This window comes from Puniceibacterium sp. IMCC21224 (assembly GCF_001038505.1).
Taxonomy (GTDB): domain Bacteria; phylum Pseudomonadota; class Alphaproteobacteria; order Rhodobacterales; family Rhodobacteraceae; genus Puniceibacterium.
In genome coordinates, this window is record NZ_LDPY01000001.1 from 1225300 (window position 1) to 1250636 (window position 25337).

The 25337-nt window shown below is 62.8% G+C and carries 21 protein-coding genes and 1 pseudogene; 18 read left to right on the forward strand and 4 right to left on the reverse strand.

The window, feature by feature from the left end; all coding sequences use genetic code 11:
• The first annotated feature begins 25 nt into the window (after positions 1-25).
• From IMCC21224_RS05615 to IMCC21224_RS05650, 8 genes are all read left to right on the forward strand, one after another.
• Positions 26-922, forward strand: a complete 897-nt coding sequence (locus IMCC21224_RS05615) for an ABC transporter permease (RefSeq protein WP_082135140.1) — start codon at positions 26-28, stop codon at positions 920-922.
• On the forward strand, positions 922-1587 hold the full coding sequence (locus IMCC21224_RS05620) for a hypothetical protein (RefSeq protein ID WP_047994515.1): 666 nt from the start codon (positions 922-924) through the stop codon (positions 1585-1587). Before IMCC21224_RS05615 ends, IMCC21224_RS05620 begins: the two co-directional genes overlap by 1 nt.
• Positions 1580-2419, forward strand: coding sequence for an ABC transporter ATP-binding protein (locus IMCC21224_RS05625; protein ID WP_047994516.1), 840 nt, complete (start codon positions 1580-1582; stop codon positions 2417-2419). Before IMCC21224_RS05620 ends, IMCC21224_RS05625 begins: the two co-directional genes overlap by 8 nt.
• Complete coding sequence (locus IMCC21224_RS05630; protein WP_047994517.1) at positions 2416-3012, forward strand: SCO family protein; 597 nt, start codon at positions 2416-2418, stop codon at positions 3010-3012. Before IMCC21224_RS05625 ends, IMCC21224_RS05630 begins: the two co-directional genes overlap by 4 nt.
• Positions 3009-3440 carry a copper chaperone PCu(A)C gene (locus IMCC21224_RS05635; RefSeq protein ID WP_047994518.1) on the forward strand — a complete coding sequence of 144 codons (432 nt, stop codon included), beginning with the start codon at positions 3009-3011 and terminating at the stop codon, positions 3438-3440. The genes IMCC21224_RS05630 and IMCC21224_RS05635 overlap by 4 nt, the downstream gene beginning before the upstream one ends.
• Positions 3427-4032: a c-type cytochrome gene (locus IMCC21224_RS05640; RefSeq protein ID WP_047994519.1), complete on the forward strand. Its 606-nt coding sequence runs from the start codon at positions 3427-3429 to the stop codon at positions 4030-4032. The genes IMCC21224_RS05635 and IMCC21224_RS05640 overlap by 14 nt, the downstream gene beginning before the upstream one ends.
• The gene (locus IMCC21224_RS05645; RefSeq protein ID WP_047994520.1) at positions 4029-4745 is read left to right on the forward strand and encodes a Crp/Fnr family transcriptional regulator; all 717 of its coding nucleotides are present in this window, start codon (positions 4029-4031) and stop codon (positions 4743-4745) included. The genes IMCC21224_RS05640 and IMCC21224_RS05645 overlap by 4 nt, the downstream gene beginning before the upstream one ends.
• Before the next feature lie 334 nt (positions 4746-5079).
• Positions 5080-6975, forward strand: coding sequence for a propionyl-CoA synthetase (locus IMCC21224_RS05650; RefSeq protein WP_047994521.1), 1896 nt, complete (start codon positions 5080-5082; stop codon positions 6973-6975).
• 65 nt (positions 6976-7040) lie between these two features.
• Here the strand turns inward: IMCC21224_RS05650 and IMCC21224_RS05655 are convergent, their stop codons facing one another.
• Positions 7041-9317 carry an NADP-dependent malic enzyme gene (locus IMCC21224_RS05655; RefSeq protein WP_047996896.1) on the reverse strand — a complete coding sequence of 759 codons (2277 nt, stop codon included), beginning with the start codon at positions 9315-9317 and terminating at the stop codon, positions 7041-7043.
• A gap of 207 nt (positions 9318-9524) precedes the next feature.
• Between IMCC21224_RS05655 and IMCC21224_RS05660 the strand changes: the two genes are divergently transcribed.
• The 6 genes and pseudogenes from IMCC21224_RS05660 (at position 9525) to IMCC21224_RS05685 (ending at position 15478) form a co-directional block, all read left to right on the forward strand.
• Positions 9525-9917 carry a cytidine deaminase gene (locus IMCC21224_RS05660; RefSeq protein ID WP_047994522.1) on the forward strand — a complete coding sequence of 131 codons (393 nt, stop codon included), beginning with the start codon at positions 9525-9527 and terminating at the stop codon, positions 9915-9917.
• Complete coding sequence (locus IMCC21224_RS05665) at positions 9917-11242, forward strand: thymidine phosphorylase (RefSeq protein WP_197089169.1); 1326 nt, start codon at positions 9917-9919, stop codon at positions 11240-11242. Before IMCC21224_RS05660 ends, IMCC21224_RS05665 begins: the two co-directional genes overlap by 1 nt.
• Positions 11239-12449, forward strand: a pseudogene (locus IMCC21224_RS05670) (phosphopentomutase). The gene IMCC21224_RS05665 and the pseudogene IMCC21224_RS05670 overlap by 4 nt, the downstream one beginning before the upstream one ends.
• Positions 12446-13474 (forward strand): adenosine deaminase, encoded by a 1029-nt coding sequence (locus IMCC21224_RS05675; protein WP_231582020.1) that lies wholly within the window; start codon positions 12446-12448, stop codon positions 13472-13474. Before IMCC21224_RS05670 ends, IMCC21224_RS05675 begins: the two are co-directional and overlap by 4 nt.
• Positions 13471-14103 carry a uracil phosphoribosyltransferase gene (gene upp, locus IMCC21224_RS05680; protein WP_047994523.1) on the forward strand — a complete coding sequence of 211 codons (633 nt, stop codon included), beginning with the start codon at positions 13471-13473 and terminating at the stop codon, positions 14101-14103. Before IMCC21224_RS05675 ends, upp begins: the two co-directional genes overlap by 4 nt.
• A 67-nt stretch (positions 14104-14170) precedes the next feature.
• Entirely contained in the window at positions 14171-15478 is a 1308-nt protein-coding gene (locus tag IMCC21224_RS05685) for an SPOR domain-containing protein (RefSeq protein WP_047994524.1), read from the forward strand.
• 92 nt (positions 15479-15570) lie between these two features.
• Here IMCC21224_RS05685 and IMCC21224_RS05690 read toward each other — a convergent pair whose 3' ends face one another.
• Positions 15571-16596: a hypothetical protein gene (locus IMCC21224_RS05690; protein ID WP_047994525.1), complete on the reverse strand. Its 1026-nt coding sequence runs from the start codon at positions 16594-16596 to the stop codon at positions 15571-15573.
• A gap of 133 nt (positions 16597-16729) precedes the next feature.
• Entirely contained in the window at positions 16730-18355 is a 1626-nt protein-coding gene (locus IMCC21224_RS05695) for an AMP-binding protein (protein ID WP_047994526.1), read from the reverse strand.
• A 117-nt stretch (positions 18356-18472) separates the two neighbouring features.
• Between IMCC21224_RS05695 and IMCC21224_RS05700 the strand changes: the two genes are divergently transcribed.
• On the forward strand, positions 18473-19126 hold the full coding sequence (locus IMCC21224_RS05700) for a sulfotransferase family 2 domain-containing protein (RefSeq protein WP_047994527.1): 654 nt from the start codon (positions 18473-18475) through the stop codon (positions 19124-19126).
• 30 nt (positions 19127-19156) lie between these two features.
• On the opposite strand, the gene IMCC21224_RS05705 is transcribed toward IMCC21224_RS05700, so the two are convergent.
• A complete protein-coding gene (locus IMCC21224_RS05705) occupies positions 19157-19732 on the reverse strand; it encodes a cupin domain-containing protein (protein WP_047994528.1) in 576 nt (191 codons plus the stop codon).
• A 314-nt stretch (positions 19733-20046) separates the two neighbouring features.
• Between IMCC21224_RS05705 and gabT the strand changes: the two genes are divergently transcribed.
• The 3 genes from gabT to IMCC21224_RS05720 all read left to right on the forward strand — a co-directional run bounded on the left by gabT (position 20047) and on the right by IMCC21224_RS05720 (position 25302).
• Positions 20047-21357 carry a 4-aminobutyrate--2-oxoglutarate transaminase gene (gene gabT, locus IMCC21224_RS05710; RefSeq protein ID WP_047996899.1) on the forward strand — a complete coding sequence of 437 codons (1311 nt, stop codon included), beginning with the start codon at positions 20047-20049 and terminating at the stop codon, positions 21355-21357.
• 241 nt (positions 21358-21598) lie between these two features.
• Positions 21599-23662: a hydantoinase/oxoprolinase family protein gene (locus IMCC21224_RS05715; protein ID WP_053078904.1), complete on the forward strand. Its 2064-nt coding sequence runs from the start codon at positions 21599-21601 to the stop codon at positions 23660-23662.
• Positions 23659-25302, forward strand: a complete 1644-nt coding sequence (locus tag IMCC21224_RS05720; protein ID WP_047994529.1) for a hydantoinase B/oxoprolinase family protein — start codon at positions 23659-23661, stop codon at positions 25300-25302. Before IMCC21224_RS05715 ends, IMCC21224_RS05720 begins: the two co-directional genes overlap by 4 nt.
• The last annotated feature ends 35 nt before the right edge of the window (positions 25303-25337 follow it).

Genomic DNA, 25337 nt, shown 5'->3' on the forward strand with positions numbered 1-25337 from the left:
CATCGAGCCCGAAAAGGACAAGACCATGAGCCAGGCCGCACAGAGTATTCCAGACGACGCCATCATCCCTCCCGGCCCCTCCGCTCAGTCCGCGCCACCGGACGGACCAGCGCCCGCTGCCACGCCGGGTCGACTGCGGCAATTGCTGCGCCCCGAATTGCTTCAGTCCCTTGGCCTCGGCCTTCTGTCGCTGGCGGCGGGCGTGTTGTTCTGGCACTGGGCGTCGTCCACGAACCTGAATTTCTATGTCAATTTCGAAAATGTTCCTGGCCCGGGCAAGGTCTTTGCCTCGTTCCTCGGACATTTGCAGACCGAGATATTTTACACCCATATCCGCGTGTCGATGCAGCGTATCGTGCTCAGCTATTCCATCGCTGCTGCCCTTGGCATCGGGCTGGGGCTGATCATGGGCCGGTCCAAGATCGTTCGCGCGTTCGTCATGCCATATATCGAGGTGATCCGCCCCATTCCCGCCGTCGCCTGGATTCCGCTGGCGATCCTGATGTGGCCGACCGAAGAGGCGTCGATCATCTATATCACCTTTCTGGGGGCCCTGTTTCCCATCGTACTGAACACCCTGCACGGTGTCGAACAGACGCCCGAAGTGCTGGTGCGCGCGGCGCAATCCCTTGGTGCATCGCGTCTGGCGATCTTTGGTCATGTGGTGCTGCCTGCCGCGCTGCCGTCGATTTCGGCGGGGCTGGCGATTGGCATGGGGGTCAGCTGGTTCTCGCTGCTGGCGGGCGAGATCATCTCGGGCCAATACGGCATCGGTTACTTTACCTGGAACGCTTACAGCCTGATCAACTATCAGGACATCGTTGTCGGGATGCTGGTAATCGGTTTTCTGGGCACGGCCTCGACAGCGGCGATCAAACTGATGACCAAGCCGCTGCTGAAATGGCAAAAGAGGACCCGGTGATGGCTGCGACTCTGTCTGTCATCGCCGAAGTGGTGCGACGCGACTGGTCCCGTCTGCTGCTTTGGGGTCTTGTCTTTGCGCTGTTGTCGCAGGTTGTCATGCTGATTGGGCTGATCGCGCGCTTTGGGGCGCTGCCGAACTACGTCACCTTTTATGACTGGATCGGCAATGTCGCGTGGATAGTTGAGTCGACCCCCAGCTGGTCGGATATCCCGCCGATCATCGCAGATGAATGGCTGATCGAGGTTGGCTACATGAACTATGACTATGGCACCGGCATTTCGGAATGGAGCCTGAATGTGCTGCCATCGCGCCTGATGGTGCTGTTTGGCCTTGGCGCGCTGATCAGCCTGTGCCTGCGCCTTGCCCGCCACGGCGGCTGTTCCGTAAATGCCCGGCGCAGCGCGACGGTCGCAACCGGCGCCGGAACCGTGCTGGTCGCCATGACCAACGCCACGATGAGCTGGGTAGTCTGCTGCGCCACGCCCACTTGGGTTGTGGGGCTGTCGATGATGGGTCTTGGCGTGTCCACGTCGCTGGCGCTGGAACGGCTTGGCCCGATCTTTGCCTTTGTCGGCTTTGGACTGCTGATTGCCACAACGCTTTTTCTGGCCGTGCGCAGGCGCGCACCGCAAAGCCTGAATATGGAGACAACACATGCTTGATGTCCTGAAATATCAGCGCCCCGGCGCGCCGGTGAATTCCTCTGGCAAGGGGGCGATCCAGATCACCGACGCCTCGATCACCTTTGGGCGCGGTGCCTCAACCTATCACGCGGTCGAGTCGACGTCGCTGCGGATTCAGCCCGGCGAATTCGTCTGCATCCTTGGCCCCTCGGGGTGTGGAAAATCCACGTTGTTGAACGCCATCGCGGGTTATGTGACACCCACCACCGGCAGCGTTTCGGTGGATGGCGTCAGAGTTGAAAAGCCCGGACCTGACCGGGGTATGGTATTTCAGCAATATTCGCTGCTGCCGTGGAAGACGGTCTACGAAAACGTCGCCTTTGGCCCACGCATGGCGGGTGCCAGCCGAACCGAAGCGGGCTCGATCGCGAACACCTTTCTCGGTATGGTTGGGCTGAAGAAATTCGGCAGTCGCTATCCGGCGGAACTGTCGGGCGGGATGCAGCAGCGTGTCGGGATCGCCCGTGCGCTGGCGAATTATCCCTCGGTTCTGCTGATGGACGAACCTTTTGGCGCGCTGGATGCCCAGACTCGCCTGATGATGCAGGAAAGTCTGCTTGAAATCTGGGCCAAGTTCGGCACGACGGTGGTGTTTGTCACCCATGATGTGGACGAGGCGGTGTTTCTGGCCGACCGCGTGCTGATCATGTCTGCCGCCCCCGGCCGTATCATCGAGGATCTGCGCATCGACCTGCCACGCCCGCGCACAACTGAACAGGCGTCCCTGCCGGAATACATCGCAGCGCGCCAGAAATGTCTGGCCATCATCCGTTCAGAAAGCCGCAAAGCGTTTGAGGAGCAAAACAAATGAGACGCGCCGCCATTGCCTGTGTCCTTGTCTTTGCCGCACTGCCCGTCGCGGCACAAGTGCAGGGGGTCATGCTGGACGCCCCCGTGGCAATTCCCGACTTTATCCTGAGCGATGAGGCCGGACAGATATTTTCCGACGCGGATCTGGCGGATCAGTGGACCCTGATCATGTTCGGTTTTAACTCTTGTCCGGACGTTTGCCCGTTCACTTTGGGTAATCTTGAGGCGGCGATTGCCGAAACGGCGCTACGGGTGCGGCCCGACAATGTGCCACAGGTGGTCTTTGTCTCGGTTGACCCGGCGCGCGACGCCAAGACTGTCACCGACTATGCACAGTTTTTTCACCCCGATTTTCGCGGTGTGACCGGCGCCCGCGACCAGATTGATACGCTGATCGAGGCAACTGACAGCTTTTATCGCCTGATGCCGCCTGATCCGTCGGGGTATTATACAGTGCAGCATTCCTCGTCCGTGTCGGTCATCGGTCCCGATGGGCAGCTCAGGGCCAAGTTGCAACCACCGTTCGATCCCGGCCTGACCGCCGAGTTTCTGGCCCGCCTGCAAATCACCTACCGCAAGGAGCTGTTGCAATGATCAGGCTGTTCGCTGCCCTGTTGATTGTGCTGCCAGCGCTGGCGCATGCCGATGGAATCAGTGCCGTCGACGCCTACATTCCCGTGGCCCCGCCGGGCGCGCGCTCACATGCGGCCTATATGACCCTGCACAATAGCGGCGACGCGGTTCGCAGCCTAATCGCGGTCTCGGCCCAGGGCTATGGCATGGCGCATCTGCACGAAAGCCGTGTGAATGACGGCATTGCGACCATGTTGTCGGTCGAACAACTGGATATCCCACCGCGGGGAGAGGCGCGGCTGGCGCCGTCGGGTCTGCATGTCATGTTGATGATGCCGATGGCGTCGTCAACGCCCAACGGTGCGGTGGTGACGCTGACGCTGACCTTCGCCAATGGCGAAACCCTGGACGTGCCCGCCACTGTAAGGGACCGGGATGCCGGGTCGTAGCCTCTGGGTTGCTTTTGCCCTGTCTCTGGCCACGGTTGATCCTGGCGGTGCGGATATGCTGTCAGACGAGACCCCGGCCTATGAGCGTTGCGCCCTGTGCCATGGACTGTTCGGGGACTCGCCACGCGACAAGTTTCCCAGACTGGCAGGTCAGCGGCCGGCCTATATCGCCTCGCAGATCCGCGCCTTTCTTGACGGTCAGCGCCGCAACGATGGCGGTCAGATGGTCGCTGTGGTGACGGAACTCGGCCCCGACGACATCGCACTTGTGGTCGACTGGTTTTCGTCCCAGGCCCAGCCTGATCCGATTTTGTCCGATGACACCACGGCAGAGGCAATGGAAACCGGCTATATTGCCTATCTTTCCGCCGGTTGTGAGGAATGTCATGACGAAAGGGGCTCGGGGGCGATAAACATCCCTTATCTTGCTTCCCAACATCCTGCATATCTGGCCAAACAGATGCGCGACATGCGTGATGGGCGCCGCTTTGGTGTTTCGATCGACGTGATGCGGGCGCAGCTGAGCAGCCTCAGCGACGCTGATCTGGACGCGATAGCGGCCTATCTCGCCGCGCAGGACAGGACGGAATGACAGACCTACACGATGAACAGAACAGCGCCATCTATCTTTCTGAGTACCTGCTGGAGATCAACGAAGGGGCGGGATTCCTTGCCACTTTGACCGAAGACGACCGGGACAGGGTGCGCCGGACCGGGCTTAGAACTGCTATTCACAAAGGCGAGGGCCTGTTCTTTCAGGGCGACGCACACACTGGCATCTGGATCATCGAATCCGGTCGGATCCGTACTTTTTACGCCGGGCCCTCGGGTCGCGAGATCACGCTGGCGTACTGGAGTGGAGGCCATTTCGTCGGTGGACCCGAGGTGTTCGGGCGCGGGCGTCATGTCTGGTCCGCTGATGCGCTCGAGGATACCGAGCTGCTGTTTGTCTCGGGCACCGCGATCCGGACGTTGGTGCGCGAAGTCCCCGACGTCGCCATTTCGATCATCGAAGGGCTGATCGCCAAGGCCAAGTGTTATTCCGCGCTGATCCAGATGCTGGGCACACGTTCGGTTTCCGAGCGGCTGCGCCAGCTTCTGGTCATTCTGGCTGACACCCACGGGCGGCATGAAAACGGTCGGGTTATCATCGAACGATCCATCACTTACGAACAGGTGGCTACGATGGTCGGGGCCACGCGCCAGTGGGTCACGCAATCCCTCGACAAGCTGCAGAGTGAGGGGGTGCTGAACGTCTCACGCAAGGAAATCGTCATCCACAACCTCGAACGCCTCGAAGAGTGACAACCTTGAATCTGGTCGTTCTGACCTGAAACACCCGGAACCGCCTTTGCGGTTTTGGCAGGGTTCGTCCAGTCGACACTGATCGCGCGCAGCCCGCCGACGGTTCGGCCGGCGCTGATGGATTTGCTATGAGTGTTCTCCCGGCATCTACCACGTGCCATGGGTCATCCGCGCGGTATTCGCCGTCTCGGATCAGTTGGGCGCAGGCCGCTGCTGACCACGATAATGGGCGCCGCAGTTGTGGCCTTAGTGCGGCACATCGCTCGCTTGCCGCGCTGTATTCCGCTGCTTACACAGGATCAGACGGCAAGGACGCAGAGGGAGGACGCTGCTCATGACCTATTCCGAGGTATATTCATCCTGGAAAGAAGCCCCCGAAACCTATTGGATGCGGGCCGCCAGCGCCATCGACTGGGACAGGCCGCCATCGCAGGCGTTGTTTGACCGTGGCGATCACCTGTACGAATGGTTCGCGGACGGGCTGACAAACACCTGCTGGAACGCGGTGGATCGTCATGTGGCAGCGGGGCATGGCGACCGGGTTGCGATCATCCATGATAGCCCGATCACCGGGACACAGGCAAAACTGACCTATGCCGAGCTTCGGGAAAAGGTTGCAACTCTGGCTGGCGCGCTGCGCGACCGTGGCCTGACCAAAGGCGACCGGGTCATCATCTACATGCCAATGGTGCCCGAGACGCTGATCGCCATGCTGGCCTGCGCCCGTCTGGGCCTGATCCATTCGGTCGTGTTCGGCGGGTTTGCCGCACACGAATTGGCCGTGCGTATCGACGACGCCACGCCGCGCGCGATCATTGCCGCCTCGTGCGGGTTAGAGCCGGGGCGGGTGGTGCATTACAAGCCACTGATCGACGGTGCGATCGCTCAGGCCAGCCACAAGCCCGATTTTACCGTGATCCTTCAGCGCGAACAGGAAATTGCCACACTGACCGACGGCTACGATTTTGACTGGCACGCCTTTCAGGACGGTGCAGCACCCGCCGACTGCGTCCCGGTTGAGGGCAACCATCCGGCCTACATCCTCTATACCTCGGGCACTACGGGTGCGCCCAAAGGGGTGGTGCGCCACACCGGCGGGCACATGGTGGCGCTGCACTGGACGATGAAGAACGTCTTTAACGTCGATCCGGGGGATGTGTTCTGGGCCGCCTCTGACGTGGGCTGGGTCGTGGGGCATTCCTACATCTGCTACGGGCCGTTGCTGCACGGCAACACCACCATCGTGTTCGAGGGTAAGCCGGTCGGTACCCCCGATCCCGGCACCTTCTGGCGGGTGATTTCCGAACATAACGTGCGCAGCTTTTTCACCGCGCCAACCGCCTTTCGCGCGGTCAAGCGCGAGGATCCCAAGGGCGAGTATCTGAAGAAATACGACCTATCGTGTCTGCGCGCTGTCTATCTGGCTGGCGAACGCGCCGATCCCGACACCATCATCTGGGCGCAGGGGATGCTGGATAAACCGATCATCGACCACTGGTGGCAGACTGAACTGGGCTACCCCGCCGTCGCCAACCCGGTCGGCATCGAACTGCTGCCGGTCAAGATCGGATCGCCCACTGTGTCGATGCCGGGCTATGAATTCAGGATCGTCGATCCCGACGGAAACGAAATGCCACCGGGAGAGCTGGGGGCTATCGTCACCCCGTTGCCGCTGCCGCCCGGCACCTTTCCGACGCTGTGGAATGCCGAGGACCGGTTCCGCAAAAGCTATCTTGCCACCTATCCCGGCTATTACGAGACTGGTGATGCGGGGATGATCGACGAGGATGGCTATCTTTATATCATGGCCCGCACTGACGATGTGATCAACGTGGCGGGCCACCGCCTGTCCACAGGCGGGATGGAAGAGGTTCTGGCCGCCCACCCCGATGTTGCCGAATGCGCGGTGATCGGCGTGGCGGACGCACTCAAGGGGCAGTTGCCAATGGGCTTTGTCTGTCTGACCAAAGGCGTGAACCGCCCACATGATGAGATCGCGCGCGAATGCGTCAAGCTGGTGCGCGATCAGATCGGCCCGGTGGCGGCGTTCAAGTTGTGTACCGTGGTGGATCGCCTGCCCAAGACCCGCTCGGGCAAGATCCTGCGCCGCACGATGATCCAGATCGCCGATGGCACCCACTTCAAGCCACCCGCGACCATCGAAGATCCGGCCACGTTGGACGAAATCCGGGCTGCGCTGGTGCCGCTGGGATATCCGACTGCACGCTGATGCGGCGTCCCCGGCTGGCCTGCGGCTGGTCGGGGTCTCCTCAGGTGCAATGCAACCCGGCACCCTTAGCCGTAAGCAGACACCGGCGTGCCCGCGATTGCGGCCATATTCAAAAGGCCCCGCGCGGTGATTGCGGGGGTCACAATATGCGCCTTGTTGCCCATACCCATCAGGATCGGACCGACTTCCAACCCGCCGCCCTTCATCTTGAGAATGTTGCGCACCCCCGAGGCGGCGTCAGCATGGGCAAAGATCAGCACATTCGCCGCCCCGGACATCCGGTTGCTTGGCATCAGGCGGGCACGAAGTTCGGGATCGAGGGCGGTGTCGATATTCATCTCACCCTCATAGCAGAAATCCCGTGGCATCCGGTCGAGGATGGCAATGGCATCGCGCAGCCGCGCGCCCGAGCCCTGAGTTTGGCTGCCAAAGTTCGACTGCGCGCACAGCGCGATGTTCGGCGTGACACCAAAGCGGCGGACATGGCGCGCGGCGGAAATCACCGTCTCAGCAAGCTGCTCTGGCGTCGGCAGGGCCCGGACATGGGTATCCGCGATAAACAGCGGTCCGTCTTCGAGGATCATCAGGGATAGCGCGCCTTGGGGATGCAGGCTGGGGCCACCCAGCACCTCTTCGATATATTTCAGGTGCCAGCGGTATTCGCCAAAGGTGCCGCAGATCAGTGAATCCGCGTCCCCCATATTCACCATGACCGCGCCAATGGCGGTGGTGTTGGTGCGCATGATCGCGCGGGCCAGATCCGGCGACACGCCGCGCCGCGCCATCAGGCTGTGATAGCTTTCCCAGTAATCGCGATACCGTGGGTCATTCTCGGGGTTTACGATGTGAAAGTCGCGGCCGGGGCGGATGTTCAACCCCAGACGTTCGCAGCGCATCTCGATCACATCGGGGCGGCCGATCAGGATCGGCGTCTCGACCGTCTCTTCCAATATGGCCTGAGCGGCGCGCAGCACCCGCTCGTCCTCGCCCTCGGCAAAGACGATGCGGCGTTCGGCGCTGGCCGAGGCGTGGAAAATCGGCCGCATCAGCAGGGCCGACTTGTAGACCGACGCATCGAGGCGGGCTTTGTAGGCGACCAGATCGTCAAGCGGGCGGGCGGCGACGCCGGTATCCATCGCAGCCTTGGCCACAGCGGTGGACACCACGCCGGACAGGCGCGGGTCAAAGGGTTTCGGGATCAGATAATCGGCGCCAAAGGTCAGCTGTTCGCCCTTGTAGGCTGCTGCCGCTTCGGCGCTGGTGGTGGCTCGGGCCATGGCGGCGATGCCTTCGACGCAGGCGATCTCCATCTCGTCGTTGATCTCGGTTGCGCCGACATCCAGCGCACCGCGAAAGATAAAGGGAAAACACAGCACGTTGTTGACCTGATTGGGAAAATCCGACCGTCCGGTGGCGATGATTGCATCCGGCACGACGCTACGAGCGACATCGGGCATGATTTCAGGGTTGGGGTTGGCAAGGGCAAAGATGATCGGACGCGCAGCCATGCGCGCCACCATTTCGGGTTTCAGCACATTCGGCCCCGACAGGCCCAGGAACAGATCCGCGCCGTCAATCACATCGTCAAGCGTGCGCTTGTCCGTCGCCTGGGCAAAGCAGGTTTTTTGCGGGTTCATGTCGACGTCGCGACCTTCATATACCAGGCCATGCACGTCGCAGAGCCAGATATTTTCGCGCTTCACGCCTAGTTTCACCAGCATGTTCAGGCAGGCAATGCCGGCGGCCCCGCCGCCGGTCGAGACGATTTTGATCTCTTCAAAGCTTTTGTCGGCCACAAACAGTGCATTGCGCGCCGCCGCGCCCACGACGATGGCCGTGCCATGCTGATCGTCATGAAACACCGGAATGTTCATCCGCTCGCGGCACAGTTTTTCGACGATGAAGCAGTCGGGTGCCTTGATATCCTCAAGATTGATGGCGCCAAAGGTCGGTTCCAGCGCGCAGACAATGTCGGCCAGCTTCACCGGGTCGGGTTCGTTCACCTCGATATCAAAACAGTCGATATTCGCGAACTTCTTGAACAGGACGGCCTTGCCCTCCATCACCGGCTTGGATGCCAGAGCACCGATGTTGCCCAGACCCAGAACGGCTGTGCCGTTGGTCACCACGGCGACCAGATTTCCGCGCGCGGTATAGCGCGCGGCATTGGCCGGATCGGCCTTGATCTCAAGACAGGCCTCGGCGACGCCGGGGGAATAGGCACGGGCCAGATCGCGGCCATTGGCCAGCGGCTTGGTGGCGCGAATTTCCAGCTTCCCGGGTTTCGGGAATTCGTGATAGGCAAGCGCCGCCTGGCGCAGCGAATCGTTGGCGTCTGACATCTCTGGTCCCCCAAGTGCCGCCCCGGTGGCGGCGTTTTGCAGCACTTGGTAGACTGTTTTGCCGCAGGCGGAAAGCGTTGGATCACTGTCGGGCGGAACATCTGGCGCGGTTGCTGACCAAAGGGCAGGGGGCGTCGGCTCCCGCGCCCGCTTGCATTCCGCCTGCTGGCTCCGCAACATGGCGGGGCAGTCCAAAAGGAGAGTCCGATGTCGCTCAGAGAGGCCGCGCGCGCGGTGCGCGAAAATGCCCATGCCCCCTATTCGGGGTTCAAGGTGGGGGCGGCGCTGCGCACCCCCGGTGGGGCGGTCTATGTCGGTTGCAACGTGGAAAACGCCGCCTATCCCGAAGGCACCTGCGCCGAGGCCGGGGCCATTGCCGCCATGGTTGCCGCCGGCGAGACGGTGATTGCCGAGGCCTATGTGATTGCCGACAGCCCGGATCCCGTCCCCCCCTGTGGCGGTTGCCGTCAAAAGCTGGTCGAATTCGCAGGCGGCGAAGTGACGGTGACACTGGCCACGCTGGACGGGGCCGAACGGGTGATGCGAGTGGGGGAGCTGTTGCCCGGCGCCTTTACCCGGACCCACATGGACCGCAACTGATGGATGCCCGCGCGATCATCGCGACCCTGCGGCGCGGGGACGAGCCAGATGCCGAGGCGCTGGGCTGGTTTGCGCGCGGACTGGCCGATGGTACCGTCAGTGATGCGCAGGCCGGTGCCTTTGCCATGGCGGTCTGCCTGCGTGGGTTGTCTGATGCGGGGCGTGTGGCGCTGACCTGTGCGATGCGCGATTCGGGGGCGATGCTGCGCTGGGATCTCGGCGCGCCGGTGCTGGACAAACATTCCACGGGTGGCGTGGGGGATTGCGTTTCACTGGTGCTTGCGCCCGCGCTTGCGGCTTGTGGCGTTTACGTGCCGATGATCTCGGGGCGGGGGCTGGGTCACACCGGCGGCACACTTGACAAAATGGAGGCGATCCCCGGCGTTGTGACCACGCTGGACGAGGCGCGGTTCCGCGCAGTGGTGGCCGACGCGGGCTGTGCCATTGTCAGCGCAACAGCCGATATAGCGCCCGCTGACCGGCGGCTCTATGCGGTGCGGGACGTGACCGGAACCGTTGAGTCGCTTGATCTGATCACCGCGTCGATCCTGTCGAAAAAGCTGGCCGCCGGACTGGACGGTCTGGTGCTGGACGTCAAAGTTGGCTCAGGCGCGTTCATGAAATCGGATGCCGAGGCGCGGGCCTTGGCCCAGGCGCTGGTTGACACTGCGTCGGCGGCGGGGTGCCCGACAACGGCGCTGATCACCGACATGGCACAGCCGCTGGCCTGGGCGCTGGGCAACGCCCTCGAAGTGGGCTGCGCGATGCAGGTGTTGACCGGGGCCGCATCGGGCCGGTTGGCCAAACTGTCGATGACATTGGGCAGTGCGTTATTGGCGCAGGCCGGATTGGTGCCGGATCTGCCCGCCGGCGAGGCGCAGATTGCCGGGGCGATCAGTAGCGGAGCGGCGGCAGAACGCTTTGGCCGCATGGTCGCGGCGATGGGTGGCCCGGTGCATTTCGTCGAGGACTGGCAACGCTTTTTGCCCGAGGCACCGGTGGTCCGCGAGGTGACGGCCACAACCTCTGGCCACGTTACCGCCATCGACGGAGAGGTTCTGGGTCTGACGGTGGTTGCCCTGGGCGGTGGACGGCAGGTCGAGACGGATGTGATCAACCCGTCGGTGGGCCTGTCAGACTTGGTGCCGTTGGGCACATGGGTCGAGAAGGGCCAGCCGCTGGCGCGGGTTCACGCCGCGCGAATGGATCAGGCCGAAGCAGCGCTGCGCGCCGTCCATAGTGCAATCACGTTGGGAGCGGTCCCTGAGATTGGGCCACTGGTGCGCGATCGGATTGCCCCCGCGCAAACCGGGGGTACCCCATGACTCGCGCGTTTCTGGTCGTCATGGATTCGGTCGGGATCGGCGGCGCGCCAGATGCCGCTACGTTCTTTAATGGCGATCTGCCCGACACCGGGGCCAATACGCTGGCCCATATCGCGCAGACCTGTGCCGCAGGGCAGGCCAAAGACGGGCGCAGCGGATCACTGCGCCTGCCTGTGCTGGAGCGGCTGGGGCTGGGGGCGGCTGTACGGCTTGCCTCGGATGAGGCGCTGCCGGGGTATGATGCCACGCCAACGGGCCTCTGGGGGCGGCGACCGAACTGTCGCGCGGTAAGGATACGCCCTCGGGTCACTGGGAACTTGCGGGGTTGCCGGTGCCCTGGGACTGGCATTATTTCCCCGACTCTGTACCCGCCTTTCCGCCTGAAATTGTGCAACTGGTCTGTGATCTGGCCGGGACCGATGGCATCCTTGGCAATTGCCATGGGTCGGGCACGGTGATGATCGACCAGTTCGGGGCCGAACATCTGCGCAACGGCAATCCGATCTGCTACACCTCGGCGGATTCAGTGTTTCAGATTGCAGCGCATGAAAAGGCGTTTGGCCTCGACCGGCTGTTGGATCTTTGCGCGGCGCTGGCGCCGCATCTGCATGCACTCAAGGTGGGGCGGGTGATCGCCAGACCATTTGTCGGCAGCGCGGGCGCGTTCCGGCGCACGGCGAACCGGCACGATTACGCCATCAAGCCGCCGCAGCCGGTGCTGACAAACTGGGTGCAGGATGCAGGACAAAAGGTCCATGCCGTGGGTAAGATAGGCGACATCTTTTCGATGCAGGGGATCGACGATCTGCGCAAAGGGCCAGACACCGAATTGATGCAGCACCTTGGCGATCTGATCGACACCGCCCCGGACGGCAGCCTGACATTCGCTAATTTTGTCGAGTTTGATTCGCTGTGGGGGCATCGCCGCGACGTGTCCGGGTATGCCCGCGCACTGGAATGGTTCGACACGGAAATCGGTGCGCTGTTGCCACGCCTGCGCGACGGTGACCTCTTGTGCCTGACCGCCGATCACGGCAATGACCCAACGTGGAGCGGCACCGACCATACCCGCGAACGGGTGCCGGTGTTGATCTATGGATGTGGGGCGGGATCGCTGGGACATGTTGGCTTTGCCGATGTGGCGGCCAGTATCGCGACCCACCTTGGCGTGGCCCCGCAAGGGCCGGGACGGAGCTTTCTAAAATGACCCCAGAATTGCCCCCTGTGATGGACGAAGAGCAGCTGGCCGCAGTCCTCGACCTGCCCAAGGTCGAATTGCACCTGCACCATGAGGGGGCCGCACCACCCGAATTCATCCGCCGTCTGGGGCAGGAGAAATCGATAAACCTGACAGGGGTGTTCAACCCTGACGGCAGCTATGCCTTTCACGACTTTGCCCATTTCCTCAGCGTCTACGAGGCTGCAACGCAGGTTTTGAAAACACCCGAGGATTACGCCCGCCTGACCACCGCTGTGCTTGAGGAAAGTGCCGCCAACGGGGTGATCTATTGCGAAACCTTTCTGAGCCCGGATTTCTGCGGCGGCGGCGATGTCGGGGCATGGCGCGAATATCTGCACGCGATTCGCGACGCCGCCGATGCGGCCGAGCGCGCCCACGGCATCGTGCTGCGCGGCATCGTCACCTGTATCCGTCACTTCGGCCCTTACCGGGCCAAGGCACCCGCGCTTTGCGCCGCCGAGACGGCGGGCGACTGGATCGTCGGCTTTGGCATGGGGGGTGACGAGACTATGGGCAAACAAAAGGATTTTGCCTGGCCGTTTGATCTGGCGCGCGAGGCTGGGTTGCAGCTGACCACCCATGCGGGCGAATGGCGCGGCCCAGCCGAGGTCCGCAGCGCGATCGAGGATCTGCGTGTTACGCGGGTCGGTCACGGTGTACGCGCGATCGAGGATCTGGCGCTCGTCGATCTGATCGCCGAAAGGGGCATCGTGCTTGAGGTCTGCCCGGTGTCCAACGTGACGCTGAAGGTTTACCCGAATATGGCCGCGCATCCGATTGAAGAGTTGCGCAAAAGGGGCGTCACGGTCACCGTGTCCACCGATGATCCGCCGTTCTTCCACACCAACATGCGCCGCGAATATCACAACCTCGCCAAGACGTTTGGCTGGTCGGCAGAGCAATTCAGCGAGCTTGCCCGAACCTCGGCCCGCGCTGCCTTTTGCAATGATGAGACAAAATCCGCCCTGCTGAAACGACTGGAGACCCCATGACCGAGCATCTGACAATCGTCGATCACCCGCTGGTGCAGCACAAGCTGACGCTGATGCGCGAAAAGGGCACATCGACCGCCGTGTTCCGCCAATTGCTACGCGAAATCAGCCAATTGCTGGCCTATGAGGTGACGCGCGATCTGCCCCTCACCAAGCGCCGGATTGAAACCCCGATGCAGGAAATGGAGGCCCCGGTGCTGGCGGGCAAGAAGCTGGCGCTGATCTCGATTCTGCGGGCGGGCAACGGGCTGCTGGACGGGGTGCTGGAACTGATCCCTTCGGCCCGTGTAGGCTTTGTCGGGCTGTACCGGGACGAGGCGACTCTGCAACCGGTGCAGTATTACTTCAAGGTGCCCGAGGGGCTCGAGGACAGGCTGGTGATCGCCGTGGACCCGATGCTGGCGACGGGCAATTCTTCGGCTGCGGCGATTGATCTGCTCAAGAAGGCAGGGGCCACAAATATTCGGTTTCTCTGCCTTCTGGCTGCGCCCGAAGGGGTGGCGCGGATGAAAGAGGCGCACCCCGATGTGCCGATTGTCACAGCGTCGCTCGATAGTCGGTTGAATGATAAGGGTTATATCATTCCCGGACTAGGGGATGCGGGTGACCGGATGTTTGGCACTAAATAAGCTGTTTCATCGCTTTACTTGGGGCAAGTGATCATGCAGTCTTGCCCCTACATCTGTGGGGGCAGACATGATTATTTCACGATTCTTGACCATTGGCCTGCTGGCCGTGACATCCTTTGGCGCAACAGATGCTTTCGCGCAGGGGCGCAACGCGGATATCCCGGCTGAGATCCCGCCGAGCAGCTATACTGCCCGGCAATATGTTGACAGCAAAGGTTGCGTGTTCATTCGCGCGGGCATCGACGGTGCCGTAACCTGGGTGCCGCGGGTTACGCGCGGGCGCGAACAACTGTGTGGCGCAACGCCATCGGTTGCCAATGCGGCCCCGACACCGCGCGCGGCTCCGCAACAGGCAGAACAGATCACCATCACAACGCCTGCACCTGCTCCCGCGCCAAAGGTCATCGCTCCGGCACCTCGGGTGAAGCAGCGTGCGGCTGCGCCGACACCGGCCCCCCGACCCAAGGCATCGCGCCCCCCGGTGCGCACAGTCGCCTCGATCCCGGCGTCGAAAAAGCCAGCGCAGCGCGTTATTCGGGCTGCCCCGGCACCCGTGCGGGCGCAAGCGCCGGTGCGAAGGGTGATTCAGGCGCCGGTCGCGCCGTCAGCGTCGGCATCTTCGCGTGTTCGTACGGTCAAGGTGGCACCGGGCGCGCGCATGCCCGCCTGCACCGGTGTACCGACTGCGGGCGGTGGCTATACCGTGCGCTGCGGTGCCGAAGCAGCCGCCTATATCGCCGCGACTGGCCAAACTCAGGTCCCGTCCTCGGGTGTCCGCGCGACCAACTCTGTCCGTACGGCCAGCGCCGCGTCAGGCAGCACCCGTATCGTGCCGCATCATGTTTATGAGGCGCGCGACGATCAGGTTGTGACGGTGCCCAAGGGGTATCGCCCGGCGTTTGATGATGGTCGGCTGAACCGCCAGCGGGCGAACCAGTCGATTGAGGGCTATCAGGCCACACAGCTGGTCTGGACCAGCACCGTACCGCGTCGGCTGATTGATCGCCGGTCGGGACGTGACGTGACGGTAAAGTATCCCAAACTGATCTATCCCTACACCGATTACGCGACCCAAAATGCGGCGCTGTCGACCCAGAGCGCGCAACGCGTGGCCCCCAGCGTTGCCGCTGCGCCGTTGACGCGGGCCAATCAGGGACGGTTTGTGCAGGTCGGCACCTTTGGCGTGCCGTCAAACGCCACACGCACGGCGGCGCGGTTGCAGGGCATGGGTCTGCCGGTCCGGCTGAGCAACTATTCCAAGGGCGGTAAGGCCTACAAGATTGTGATGGCGGGGCCGTTCAACTCGTCGACACAGATCAGTTCCGCGCTGTCAGCGGCCCGTCAGGCCGGTTTTTCCGACGCCTTTGTGCGGTGACGCCAGTCAGCCGTGAATGACACCAAAGGCTCCTGCATTGCGCTGGGGCCTTTTTGCTTTGCATGGGCGTTGCAGGACCAGATTGCGCGGGGCTATGCGCCGCAGATACCCTGAAGCCGGACCCAGTCGGCATCGCTCAGCACGGCACTGCTGCCCTCGACGGCGCGTGGATCAGCCTCGATCAGGGGCAGGGTGCTTTCGCCGGTGATATCCTCGGCATAGGCGTAGGGCGTGGTGCGCAGTTCCGCCGCAGCAAAGGCGGGGATCAGAATGTCGGGACTTAGCGGCTGGGGTTCGGCTGTCAGCAATGCCTCGGCGTATTGATCCAGCGCGGCATCGGGCAGCACCCCTGTGGTCAGCAATTGCAGCGACGCCAGCAACCCGGCATGGCGCAACAACCCTTCGAGAGGGTCGCGGCGACTGGCCCGAACCGCCTCGACCAGCACGTACCCGGCGGTCACGTCGGGGTCTTCGGGGTCCTCAACCAGGGCGCGGTTCAGCAGGATGATACCGCCGGGCAGATGTGCCGCCCGACGCACACCTTCGCGCAGCACCACGAGGTCATTGCTGCGCTGCTCGCCCAGAATTCGACTGGCCAGGTGGCGCAGGGGCACGACCGCCTCGGCGGCGGCGCAGGGCTGGCCTGCGACACGCGAAATGCGATCCTGAAGCGCGAGGCCAATCTCGTCCCGTTTGACCATCGGCACAACCTTGACGGTATGCTGCAGCAACGCATTGGGCAACCAGAACAGCGCCAGCCCGGCAATCGCCAGGGCAAAGCCGCCTGTCGCGACGAACCGCAGTTTACCGGGGCGCGGGCGACGGCGGTCGATGACACGGCGGACTTTTTCGATGCCGTCGATCATCACGGATTCGGCGTCGTCCAGTTCCAGCGTCTCGCCGGAGTCACCGTCGGGGTGAAAGATGGCCGGGCGCTGGCCTTTGTTCAGCCGGGCGACAGCGGCCAGAGACCAGTGCGCCAGCACCCGGTCCGAGGTATCGCTGATGGTCAGCGTGGCGTCCCCCAGCGATACAACCACCTCGCGCCGCTGGGCGTCAGGTGTGGGCCGCCACAGGCCGGTCGCCTCAAGCCGTTGATATTCGTTCAGCGCTGTCATTGTGGGCTGCTCTGCCTCTTGTCCGAACGAATCGTAACATGACGCAGACCACGGGGGCAATGCGACTGGAGCGGAGCGGACCGTGTGCAGCCCCGCCGATCCGCCTTAACCTTGGGGAACTCAGGTCATTTGCTCAGATCGATTTGGCGCGCTCGCGCAGGGCGAATTTCTGGATCTTCCCGGTCGAGGTCTTGGGAAGTTCCTCGAACACCACGTGTTTCGGAGTCTTGAACCCGGCCAGCTTGCTGCGGGCAAAGGTGATCAGGTCCGCCTCACTCACACCACTGCCTGGCTTTAGTTCGACAAAGGCGCAGGGCACTTCGCCCCATTTATCGTCCGCTTTGGCCACCACGGCACATAGATTGACCGCCTCATGCCCCATTAATGCGGCCTCAACTTCGACGGACGAGATATTTTCCCCGCCCGAGATAATGATATCCTTGGCGCGGTCGGCGATCTGCATGTGTCCATCCGGGTGCAGAACTGCAATGTCGCCGGTGCGAAAATAGCCGCCCTTGAAACTATCGGCCGTGGCCTCGGGGTTCTTGAAATAGCCCTTCATCACGCCATTGCCGCGAAAGGCGATCTCGCCCTTGGCACCCGCATCGCGCGGGATTTCGCTCAGGGTGTCATCCACCACGGTCACATGCTCAAAAAACGGCATCGCTACACCCTGCCGCGCCTTGATTGCGGCGCGGTCATCGCCCTGTAGGTGATCCCATGCGCCGGACCACAGGCATTCGGTGCCGGGGCCATAGGTTTCCGTCAGCCCGTAGACCTGTGTGACGTTGAAACCCATCGGCTCGATCTTGGCCAGCGTTGCGGGGGCGGGTGGCGCGCCTGCGGTAAACACCTCGACCACGTGGTCGAAATCACGGCGCTGTTCGGCGGGCGCGTTGACCAGCATGTTCAGCACGATTGGCGCGCCGCCGAAATGCGTCACGCCTTCGTCGGCGATGGCGTTGTAGATCGCGGGCGCGGTGATGTCGCGACAGCCAACAATTGTGCCGCCCAGGACCGGCATCATCCAAGTGTGGCACCAGCCGTTGCAGTGAAACAGCGGCACGATGGTCAGGTAGACCGGATGCAGCACCATGCGCCAACTTACGATCTGGCCCATGGCGTTCAGATAGGCGCCGCGATGATGGTAGACCACGCCCTTGGGCCGCCCGGTGGTGCCGGAGGTGTAGTTGAGTGCCAGGCTCTCCCATTCATCCTCGGGCATGATCCAGTCAAAGTCGGGATCGCCCTGCGCCAGCAGATCCTCGTAGGTCTGGTATTGTCCTGTGGCTGGGTAGCCGCCGTGATCGTCCGGCACCTCGATCAGGACGGGCCGGGCGGTGACCACCTGTGCCAGCGCCGCCTCGGCCAGCGGCAGGAACTGCGTATCCACCAACACAATCCGTGCGCCGCCATGCCCAAGGATATAGGCGACGGTTTCGGTTTCCAGCCGGGTGTTTATGGTGTTGAGTACGGCACCACAGGCGGGCACACCAAAATGCGCCTCGGCCTGTGGCGGCAGGTTCGGGATCAGCGTCGCCACGACATCACCGGGGTTGACCCCCAGCCCGGCCAATGCAGAAGCCAGCCGGGTACAGCGCGTATGATATTCGGCGTAGGATTTGCGATGTGGGCCGTAGATCACTGCCGGGTGATCGGCAAAAACGTCGGCCGCACGTTTGAGAAACGACAATGGTGTCAGCGGCGTGTAATTTGCCGCACATTTGTCCAATCCGGTTTCGTCAGCCAGCCAGCCCATTCGTATCCCCCCGTGTTGATGTGGCGACAACTATGCGCGGCTTTCGCAGAGTTGAAAAGCCGGAGATTCCCCCGGCGGGCTGTTGCGCCGTGATCCACACCCGGCCTAATCTGCGCCATGATCATTTCACCCGGTCGCGGCTATATCTTTGTCCATATCCCTAAGACTGGCGGCACCTCGATGGCGCGGGCTCTTGAGGCGCGGGCACAGCGCGACGACATCCTGATTGGCGACACACCAAAGGCGCGGCGCAGACGGTCGCGACTTCGGGCGCTGGCCCCGCGCGGACGGCTGTGGAAACACAGTACGCTGGCTGATATCGACGGCGTTCTGACGCCTGCAGAGATCGCTGGACTGTTCACTTTTACCCTGGTGCGCAACCCGTGGGACCGGATGGTAAGCTATTATCATTGGCTGCGGGTTCAGGAGTTTGATCACGCGGCGGTCAAACTGGCAAAGCTCACCGATTTCTGCGGGTTTGTGATGGACCCGGACACCGCCACCAGTCTGCGCCGGCAGACCTATGTCAGCTATATGTGCGATATCGAGGGCGCCGAGCAGGCCAGCGCGTATCTGCGACTCGAGCATTTGGAGGCGGATATGGCGCCGTTGGTGGCGTTGCTGGGTTTTGTTCCCGAAATCCCGCGTGATAACCGGTCACCTGATCGGGCCAGAGATTACCGCGCGCATTACACTGCCATCACGGCTGAGCGTGTTGCGGATATCTGCGACACTGACATCGCGCGCTTTGGATATCAGTTCGACGGATGAGTTCGGGTCGCGGTGTTGCAGGCCGCGTCGTCAGAATGTCGGCGGGGTGCAGGCGCTGATCAGGACGCAATCCTCGGACCCGATATTGCGAAAACGATGCGGCAGGCGGCTGTCAAAAATGTAGCCGTCGCCGGGGTTGAGCACGCGCACATCGTCCCCCACATGAACTTCGATGATGCCGCGCATGACAACGCCCGCCTCTTCGGCCTCGTGCGACAATGGCTCGGGTCCGGTATCGGCACCGGGGGGGTAAGTTTCGTGCAGCATTTGAATTGCATGGCGCGCCGCATCGCCCAACTGGCGCAGTGACACGCGGCCAGCGCGGACACCAAGCCCCAGATCCTGGGGCGACAGTTCGGTAAATTCGTCAGCGGTGTAAAAGTGTTTCGGCGCGTTGGTCTGTTCCAGTTCGGAAAAGAATTCGGACAGCGGCATCGGGATCGCATCCAGTAGACGCTTTAGCGACGAGACCGAGGGTGATGTTTTGTTCTGCTCCATCAGGGACACGGCGCCACTGGTCATGCCGGCCCGCGATGCCAGTTCGCGCTGGGACAGGCCGCGTTCCTCGCGCACTGCCTTGAGTCGGCTGCCAATGTCGAGCGTCATTCCATCTCCGATTCGTGCTTAGAATACTCAACATAGTTCTGCTGTTGCGGATTAAGCAGAAATTTCATCCGGATTCCAGCGTGGTATGGGGATTTCGGATCAGATCGCAACAGGATTGACAATTATAATCGTCAACTGCATAGAATATTCATCTATTGGCAACCCGCATCGGAGTCCCTTCCATGGCCACCCAACCTCGCAAAACCACCACGCGCAAACCTGCGGCGTCCAGGAAGACAGCGACCGCACAGGCGGCTGGGCTCGACAAAACCACGTCGCGCGTTGCGGCGCAGAGCATCGCTGCCGCGACCGAAATGGCCGCCAAGTCCAGCAACGCCGCCCTGATGGCGCGACGCGACGCGGCGGTGCCGCGCGGTGTCGCATCGGCTGCGGCGGGAGTATTTGCCGATTATGCCGAGAATTCGGAGCTGTGGGATGTCGATGGCAAGCGTTATATCGACTTTGCCGGCGGCATCGCGGTTCTGAACACTGGCCACCGGCACCCAAAAGTGGTTGCCGCAGCCAAGCTGCAAGAGGACCGGTTCACCCACACCTCGTTCCAGGTCGTCCCCTACGAGCCTTATGTGGCACTGGCGGAAAAGCTGAACGAACTCGCGCCCGGCAATTTTGCCAAAAAGTCGCTGCTGGTCACCACCGGCGCCGAAGCGGTTGAAAACGCGGTCAAGATAGCCCGCGCCGCGACTGGCCGCCCCGGTGTGATCGCCTTTACCGGCGGCTACCATGGCCGTACGCTGCTGACGCTGGGCATGACCGGCAAGGTGACGCCCTACAAGCGCGACATCGGCCCGTTCCCGTCCGACATCTACCGCGCGCCGTTCCCCGATGCGCGCCATGGCATCACCGTGGCCGATGCCATCCAGGGTCTGAAAACCCTGATGCTGACCGATGCGCAGCCCGAACGCATTGCCTGCATCATCCTGGAACCCGTGCTGGGCGAAGGTGGCTACGTCCCGGTCCCGACCGAGATGTGGCAGGCGCTGCGCGCGGTCTGTGACGAGCATGGCATCCTGTTGATTTCCGACGAAATTCAGGCCGGTTTTGGCCGTACCGGGACCTGGTTCGCGATCGAGCATTCGGGCGTCGTGCCGGACCTGATCACTGTGGCGAAATCCATGGCCGGCGGCTATCCCATCGCCGGCGTGATCGGTCGGGCTGACGTGATGGACGCCATGGCACCCGGCGGTCTGGGCGGAACCTACGGCGGCTCACCTGTCGCCTGCGCTGCGGCACTCGCCGCCATCGACGCGATCGAGAGCGAGGGGCTGCTGGCCCGCTCGACCGCCATGGGCGAGATGTTCCGCGCCCGCCTGTCGGAAATCGGTGCCCGCAGCGCGCCCTACCGGATGTGGGATATTCGCGGCATTGGTGCGATGCTGGCGGTTGAGTTCGTCACCGATTTCGACACTGCCACCCATGACGCCGCACTGACCAAGGCGGTTGTTGCCGAGGCGCTTAAGCGCGGGCTGATCCTGCTGTCCTGCGGGATGCACGGCAATGCGCTGCGCATCATGGTGCCGCTGACCGCATCCGACGCTCTGCTCGAAGAGGGGCTGGTGATCTTTGAAGAGGCGCTGGCCGCAGCTATCGCATCCGAGACCATGTAACGCCGACCCCAACGGCACAATTCCCAATACATGGTTACGGATTTTGGCGCACCCTTTGCCGGGTGCGCCATTTTTTATGCGGCGGTCCCAAAACCGCGCCGACTGTGTTGGACGCAGGAAAAAGATTGTGGACATTGCAGGGGCAAACCGTGACGGTCGGCCCAAATGACGTGTGCGTTGTCGGTGTGAAGACGAACCGGGAGCGTCACGGCCTGATATTATTGTGAGAGATACCAGAACATTGACGCGTCCCCCAATCCGCATTGCCGTTGACATCGGTGGCACCTTCACTGATCTCGAATTACGCAATGCGGCCACCGGGCGGACGCACAGCCTGAAATCCCCGACCACACCGGATGACCCGGCGCGGGGCCTGTCAGATGCCATTGCAATGGCGCGTGAGGCGTTCGGTTTTGCCAATGCCGACATTGACGTGATCCTGCATGGCACCACCATTGCCACCAATGCAGTGCTGACCCGCGATCTGCCGCGCGGCGCGCTGATCACCACCGCCGGGTTTGAGGATGTGCTGGAAATCGGGCGCCACGCCCGCACCGACATCTACGCGTTAAAGGGGCCCGAGCGGTCGCTGCTGGTGCCGCGCCACCGCCGTTTTGGTGCGCCGGGACGGATCGGTTCTGGCGGGGAAGAAGTGCAACCGCTGGACCTGACCGCTCTGGACGTGGTGATCGACAGGGTTGCGGCGAGCGGCGTGGGCAGTTGCGCGATCTGCCTGCTCAACGCGTTCACCAATCCGGCGCATGAGATCGCCATTCGCGAGCGTCTGAAGGCGCGGTGCCCGGACATGGCGGTGTCCTGTTCGCACGAGGTGTCACCCGAGATCCGCGAATTTGAACGCACGGCAACCACGGTTCTGAATGCGCTGCTGGTGCCGGTGATCGATCGATACGTGACCGCCCTGCGCAAGCGGCTGAGCGCCGAGGGGATCACCGCGCCGGTCTATCTGATCCAGTCAAATGGCGGCGCGATCAGCCTGGATATGGCGGTGGCGGCACCGGTCAAGCTGCTGCTGTCGGGGCCATCGGGCGGGGTCCTCGCGGCGGAACGTCTTGCGGGGGTGCTGGGCGATCCGAATGTTGTGGGCGTTGACATGGGCGGCACCAGTTATGACGTTGCTGTGGTCGCGGATGGCCACCGTACCGTGGTCACTCAGGGCGAAATTGACGGACTGCCCGTCCGCGTTCCGATGGTCGAGATGCACACCATTGGCGCGGGGGGCGGCTCTATCGCCTATGTCGACGCGTCGGGTCGGTTGCAGGTCGGCCCACGCAGCGCCGGGGCGGTGCCGGGGCCGGTCTGCTATGGCAAAGGCGGGGTCGAGCCGACTGTAACGGACGTGAACCTGATCCTTGGCCGTCTGGATGCCGCAACCTTTCTGGGCGGTCGGTTCGCGCTGGATCTGGATGGCGCGCGTGCCGCCCTGCACAGCCGGATCGAGGTGCCATTGGGGCTGACCCCTGACCATGCGGCCGCAGGTATTCTGGCGGTGGTCAACGCGCGACTCGCCGCGTCGATCAAGTTTTCGCTTTTTGCGCGTGGCCTTGATCCGCGCGACTTTGCGCTGATGTCCTTTGGCGGCGCAGGTGGTTTGCACGCGATCGAGGTGGCGCGGGAGTTGGGCATCACCCGCGTGATCTTTCCGCGCGACCCGTCGACCTTTTCGGCCCATGGCATCCTGCAATCTGACATTCAGCACGATCTGTCCCTGACCGACATCCTGCGGCTGGCGCCACAGAATCTGCCTGAAATTCGCGCCATGGCGGCGGACCTGCGCACAAAGGGCGCTGCGCTGCTGGATGCCGATGGTATGGACGCGGGCACGCGGGATCTAAGCCTTAGTGCCGATCTGCGCTATCGCGGGCAGGCGTTCGAACTTCTGACGCCACTGCCTGATGGGCCGATTGACGACGCAACCCTGATCGAGCTGCGGACGCGGTTCGAGGAACTGCACCGCCAGCGGTTCTCGTTCGATGATCCCGACGAGGCGGTCGAACTTGTCACCCTGCGCCTGACCGCAACCGGTCGTTTGAGTACCCCGGAAACGGCGTCTGAAGCGGTGCATGACACGGCCATAGCATCCCCCCCGACGCAACGCCGCGTGCACCTGGATGGCGCATGGCGCGAGGCGCCGGTTCATCGGCAGGACAGCCTGAGCCCCGGCCTACGCATCACCGGGCCCGCTGTGATTGAACAGGCTTATACCACCATGCTGATCTGCTCTGACTGGGTGCTGACCGTCACTCCGTCGGGCGATCTGATCGCCACAGAGGAGCCGTCGACATGACACAGGCCCGCGTTGATCCTGTCCTGCTGGAAATCGTGTCCGCCGCGCTGATTTCCGTGGCCGAGGAAATGTCCGTCACCGTCTGGCGCACCAGTCGGTCCACCACGGTGCGGGAATTACTGGACTATTCCACCGCAGTTTTTGATGCTGACGGGCGCAATGTGGCGCAGGCCGCACGGATGCCGGTGCATCTCAACTCAATGGAAATCTGCCTGCAACACGTGGCGGCGCACCATATCCCGCTGGATCAATGGGCCGAGGGTGATGTGATCGTGACCAACGATCCCTATTGCGGCGGCCAGCATCTGCCGGACTTCATTGCCTTTAAGCCAGTGTTTCGCGACGGCAAACGTATCGCCATCACCTGTGTCCTCATCCACCACGTCGATGTCGGCGGCGGCGCTGCGGGCGGTTACAACGCCAAGGCGGTCGAGGTGTTTCAAGAGGGGCTGCGGCTGCCCCCCGTCCGGATCGTCCGGCAGGGCGAGATGCAGCAGGATCTGTTCGCCACCATCCTGCAGAACGTTCGCGAGCCCGAGACCTTTCGCGGCGATTTCCTGAGCCAGATCGCGGCGCTTGAGGTCGGGGCCAAGGCGGTTCACCGGCTGGCCGACCGCTATGGAGTCACGGCCTTGGCCGAAATTGGTGCCGCGCTGCTGGACCATGCGGAACACGAGATGCGCGCGGCGCTGACGGCGCTGCCCGACGGTACCTATGAAGCCGAGGATTTTGTGGATGGCGATGGGATCGAGGAAGGGTCCAAGCGCATCAAGGTCGCTCTGACCATCGCGGGCAGCGAGATAACGCTGGATTTCACCGGCACGGCGGATCAGGCCAAGGGGCCGATCAATGCGACCATGGCAACAACCACGTCGGCGGTCTACTACGCCGTGATCGCGGCCTGCGGCGTGACGGCGACGGTCAATGCCGGCTGCTATCGTCCGATTACCGTCACCGCCCCCGAGGGATCATTGGTCAACGCCGCGTTTCCGGCGGCGGTATCGATGCGGATGCTGCCCGGCCACAGGATCGCGACCGCCGTTCTGCGGGCTTTTGCGCAGGTCATGCCGGACCGCATCCCAGCCTCTTATTACGGCACCACGTTTAATCACGCGGTCAACATCCGTCACGCGGACGGGCGGCGTCAGGTCTATTTCGACGCCGAGTTGGGCGGATGGGGCGCGCATCCTGAACGCGACGGTCCAAACGGTCTGGCGGCAGGGTTCCACAACGGTCAGAACACCCCGGTTGAAATGATCGAAGCGCTGTTTCCCATGCGCTTTGTCACCTATGGCCTATTGCCGGATTCGGGTGGTGCCGGTCGGATGCGCGGCGGTCTGGGCATCGTGCGTGCATGGGAGTTTCTGGCCGAAAGCGGTCTGCTGAACAGCGCATTTGATGCCTTTACGTCACTGCCCTATGGGTTGGACGGCGGCGCACCGGGGCGGGGCGGCACGCTGAGCGTCACGCGCGACGGTGTGACCACGCCACTCGCGGCCAAGACCATCGGTCATGCGTTGCGGGCGGGCGATATCGTGCGGATGGAAACGCCGGGCGGCGGTGGTCATGGCGACCCCGCGTTGCGCGATCCCGATGCGCAAGCTGCTGACCTTCTGGACGGATACGTGACCCAGCGATGATCTGCCCACGCCGAAAACTGGACAAACGCACCGGC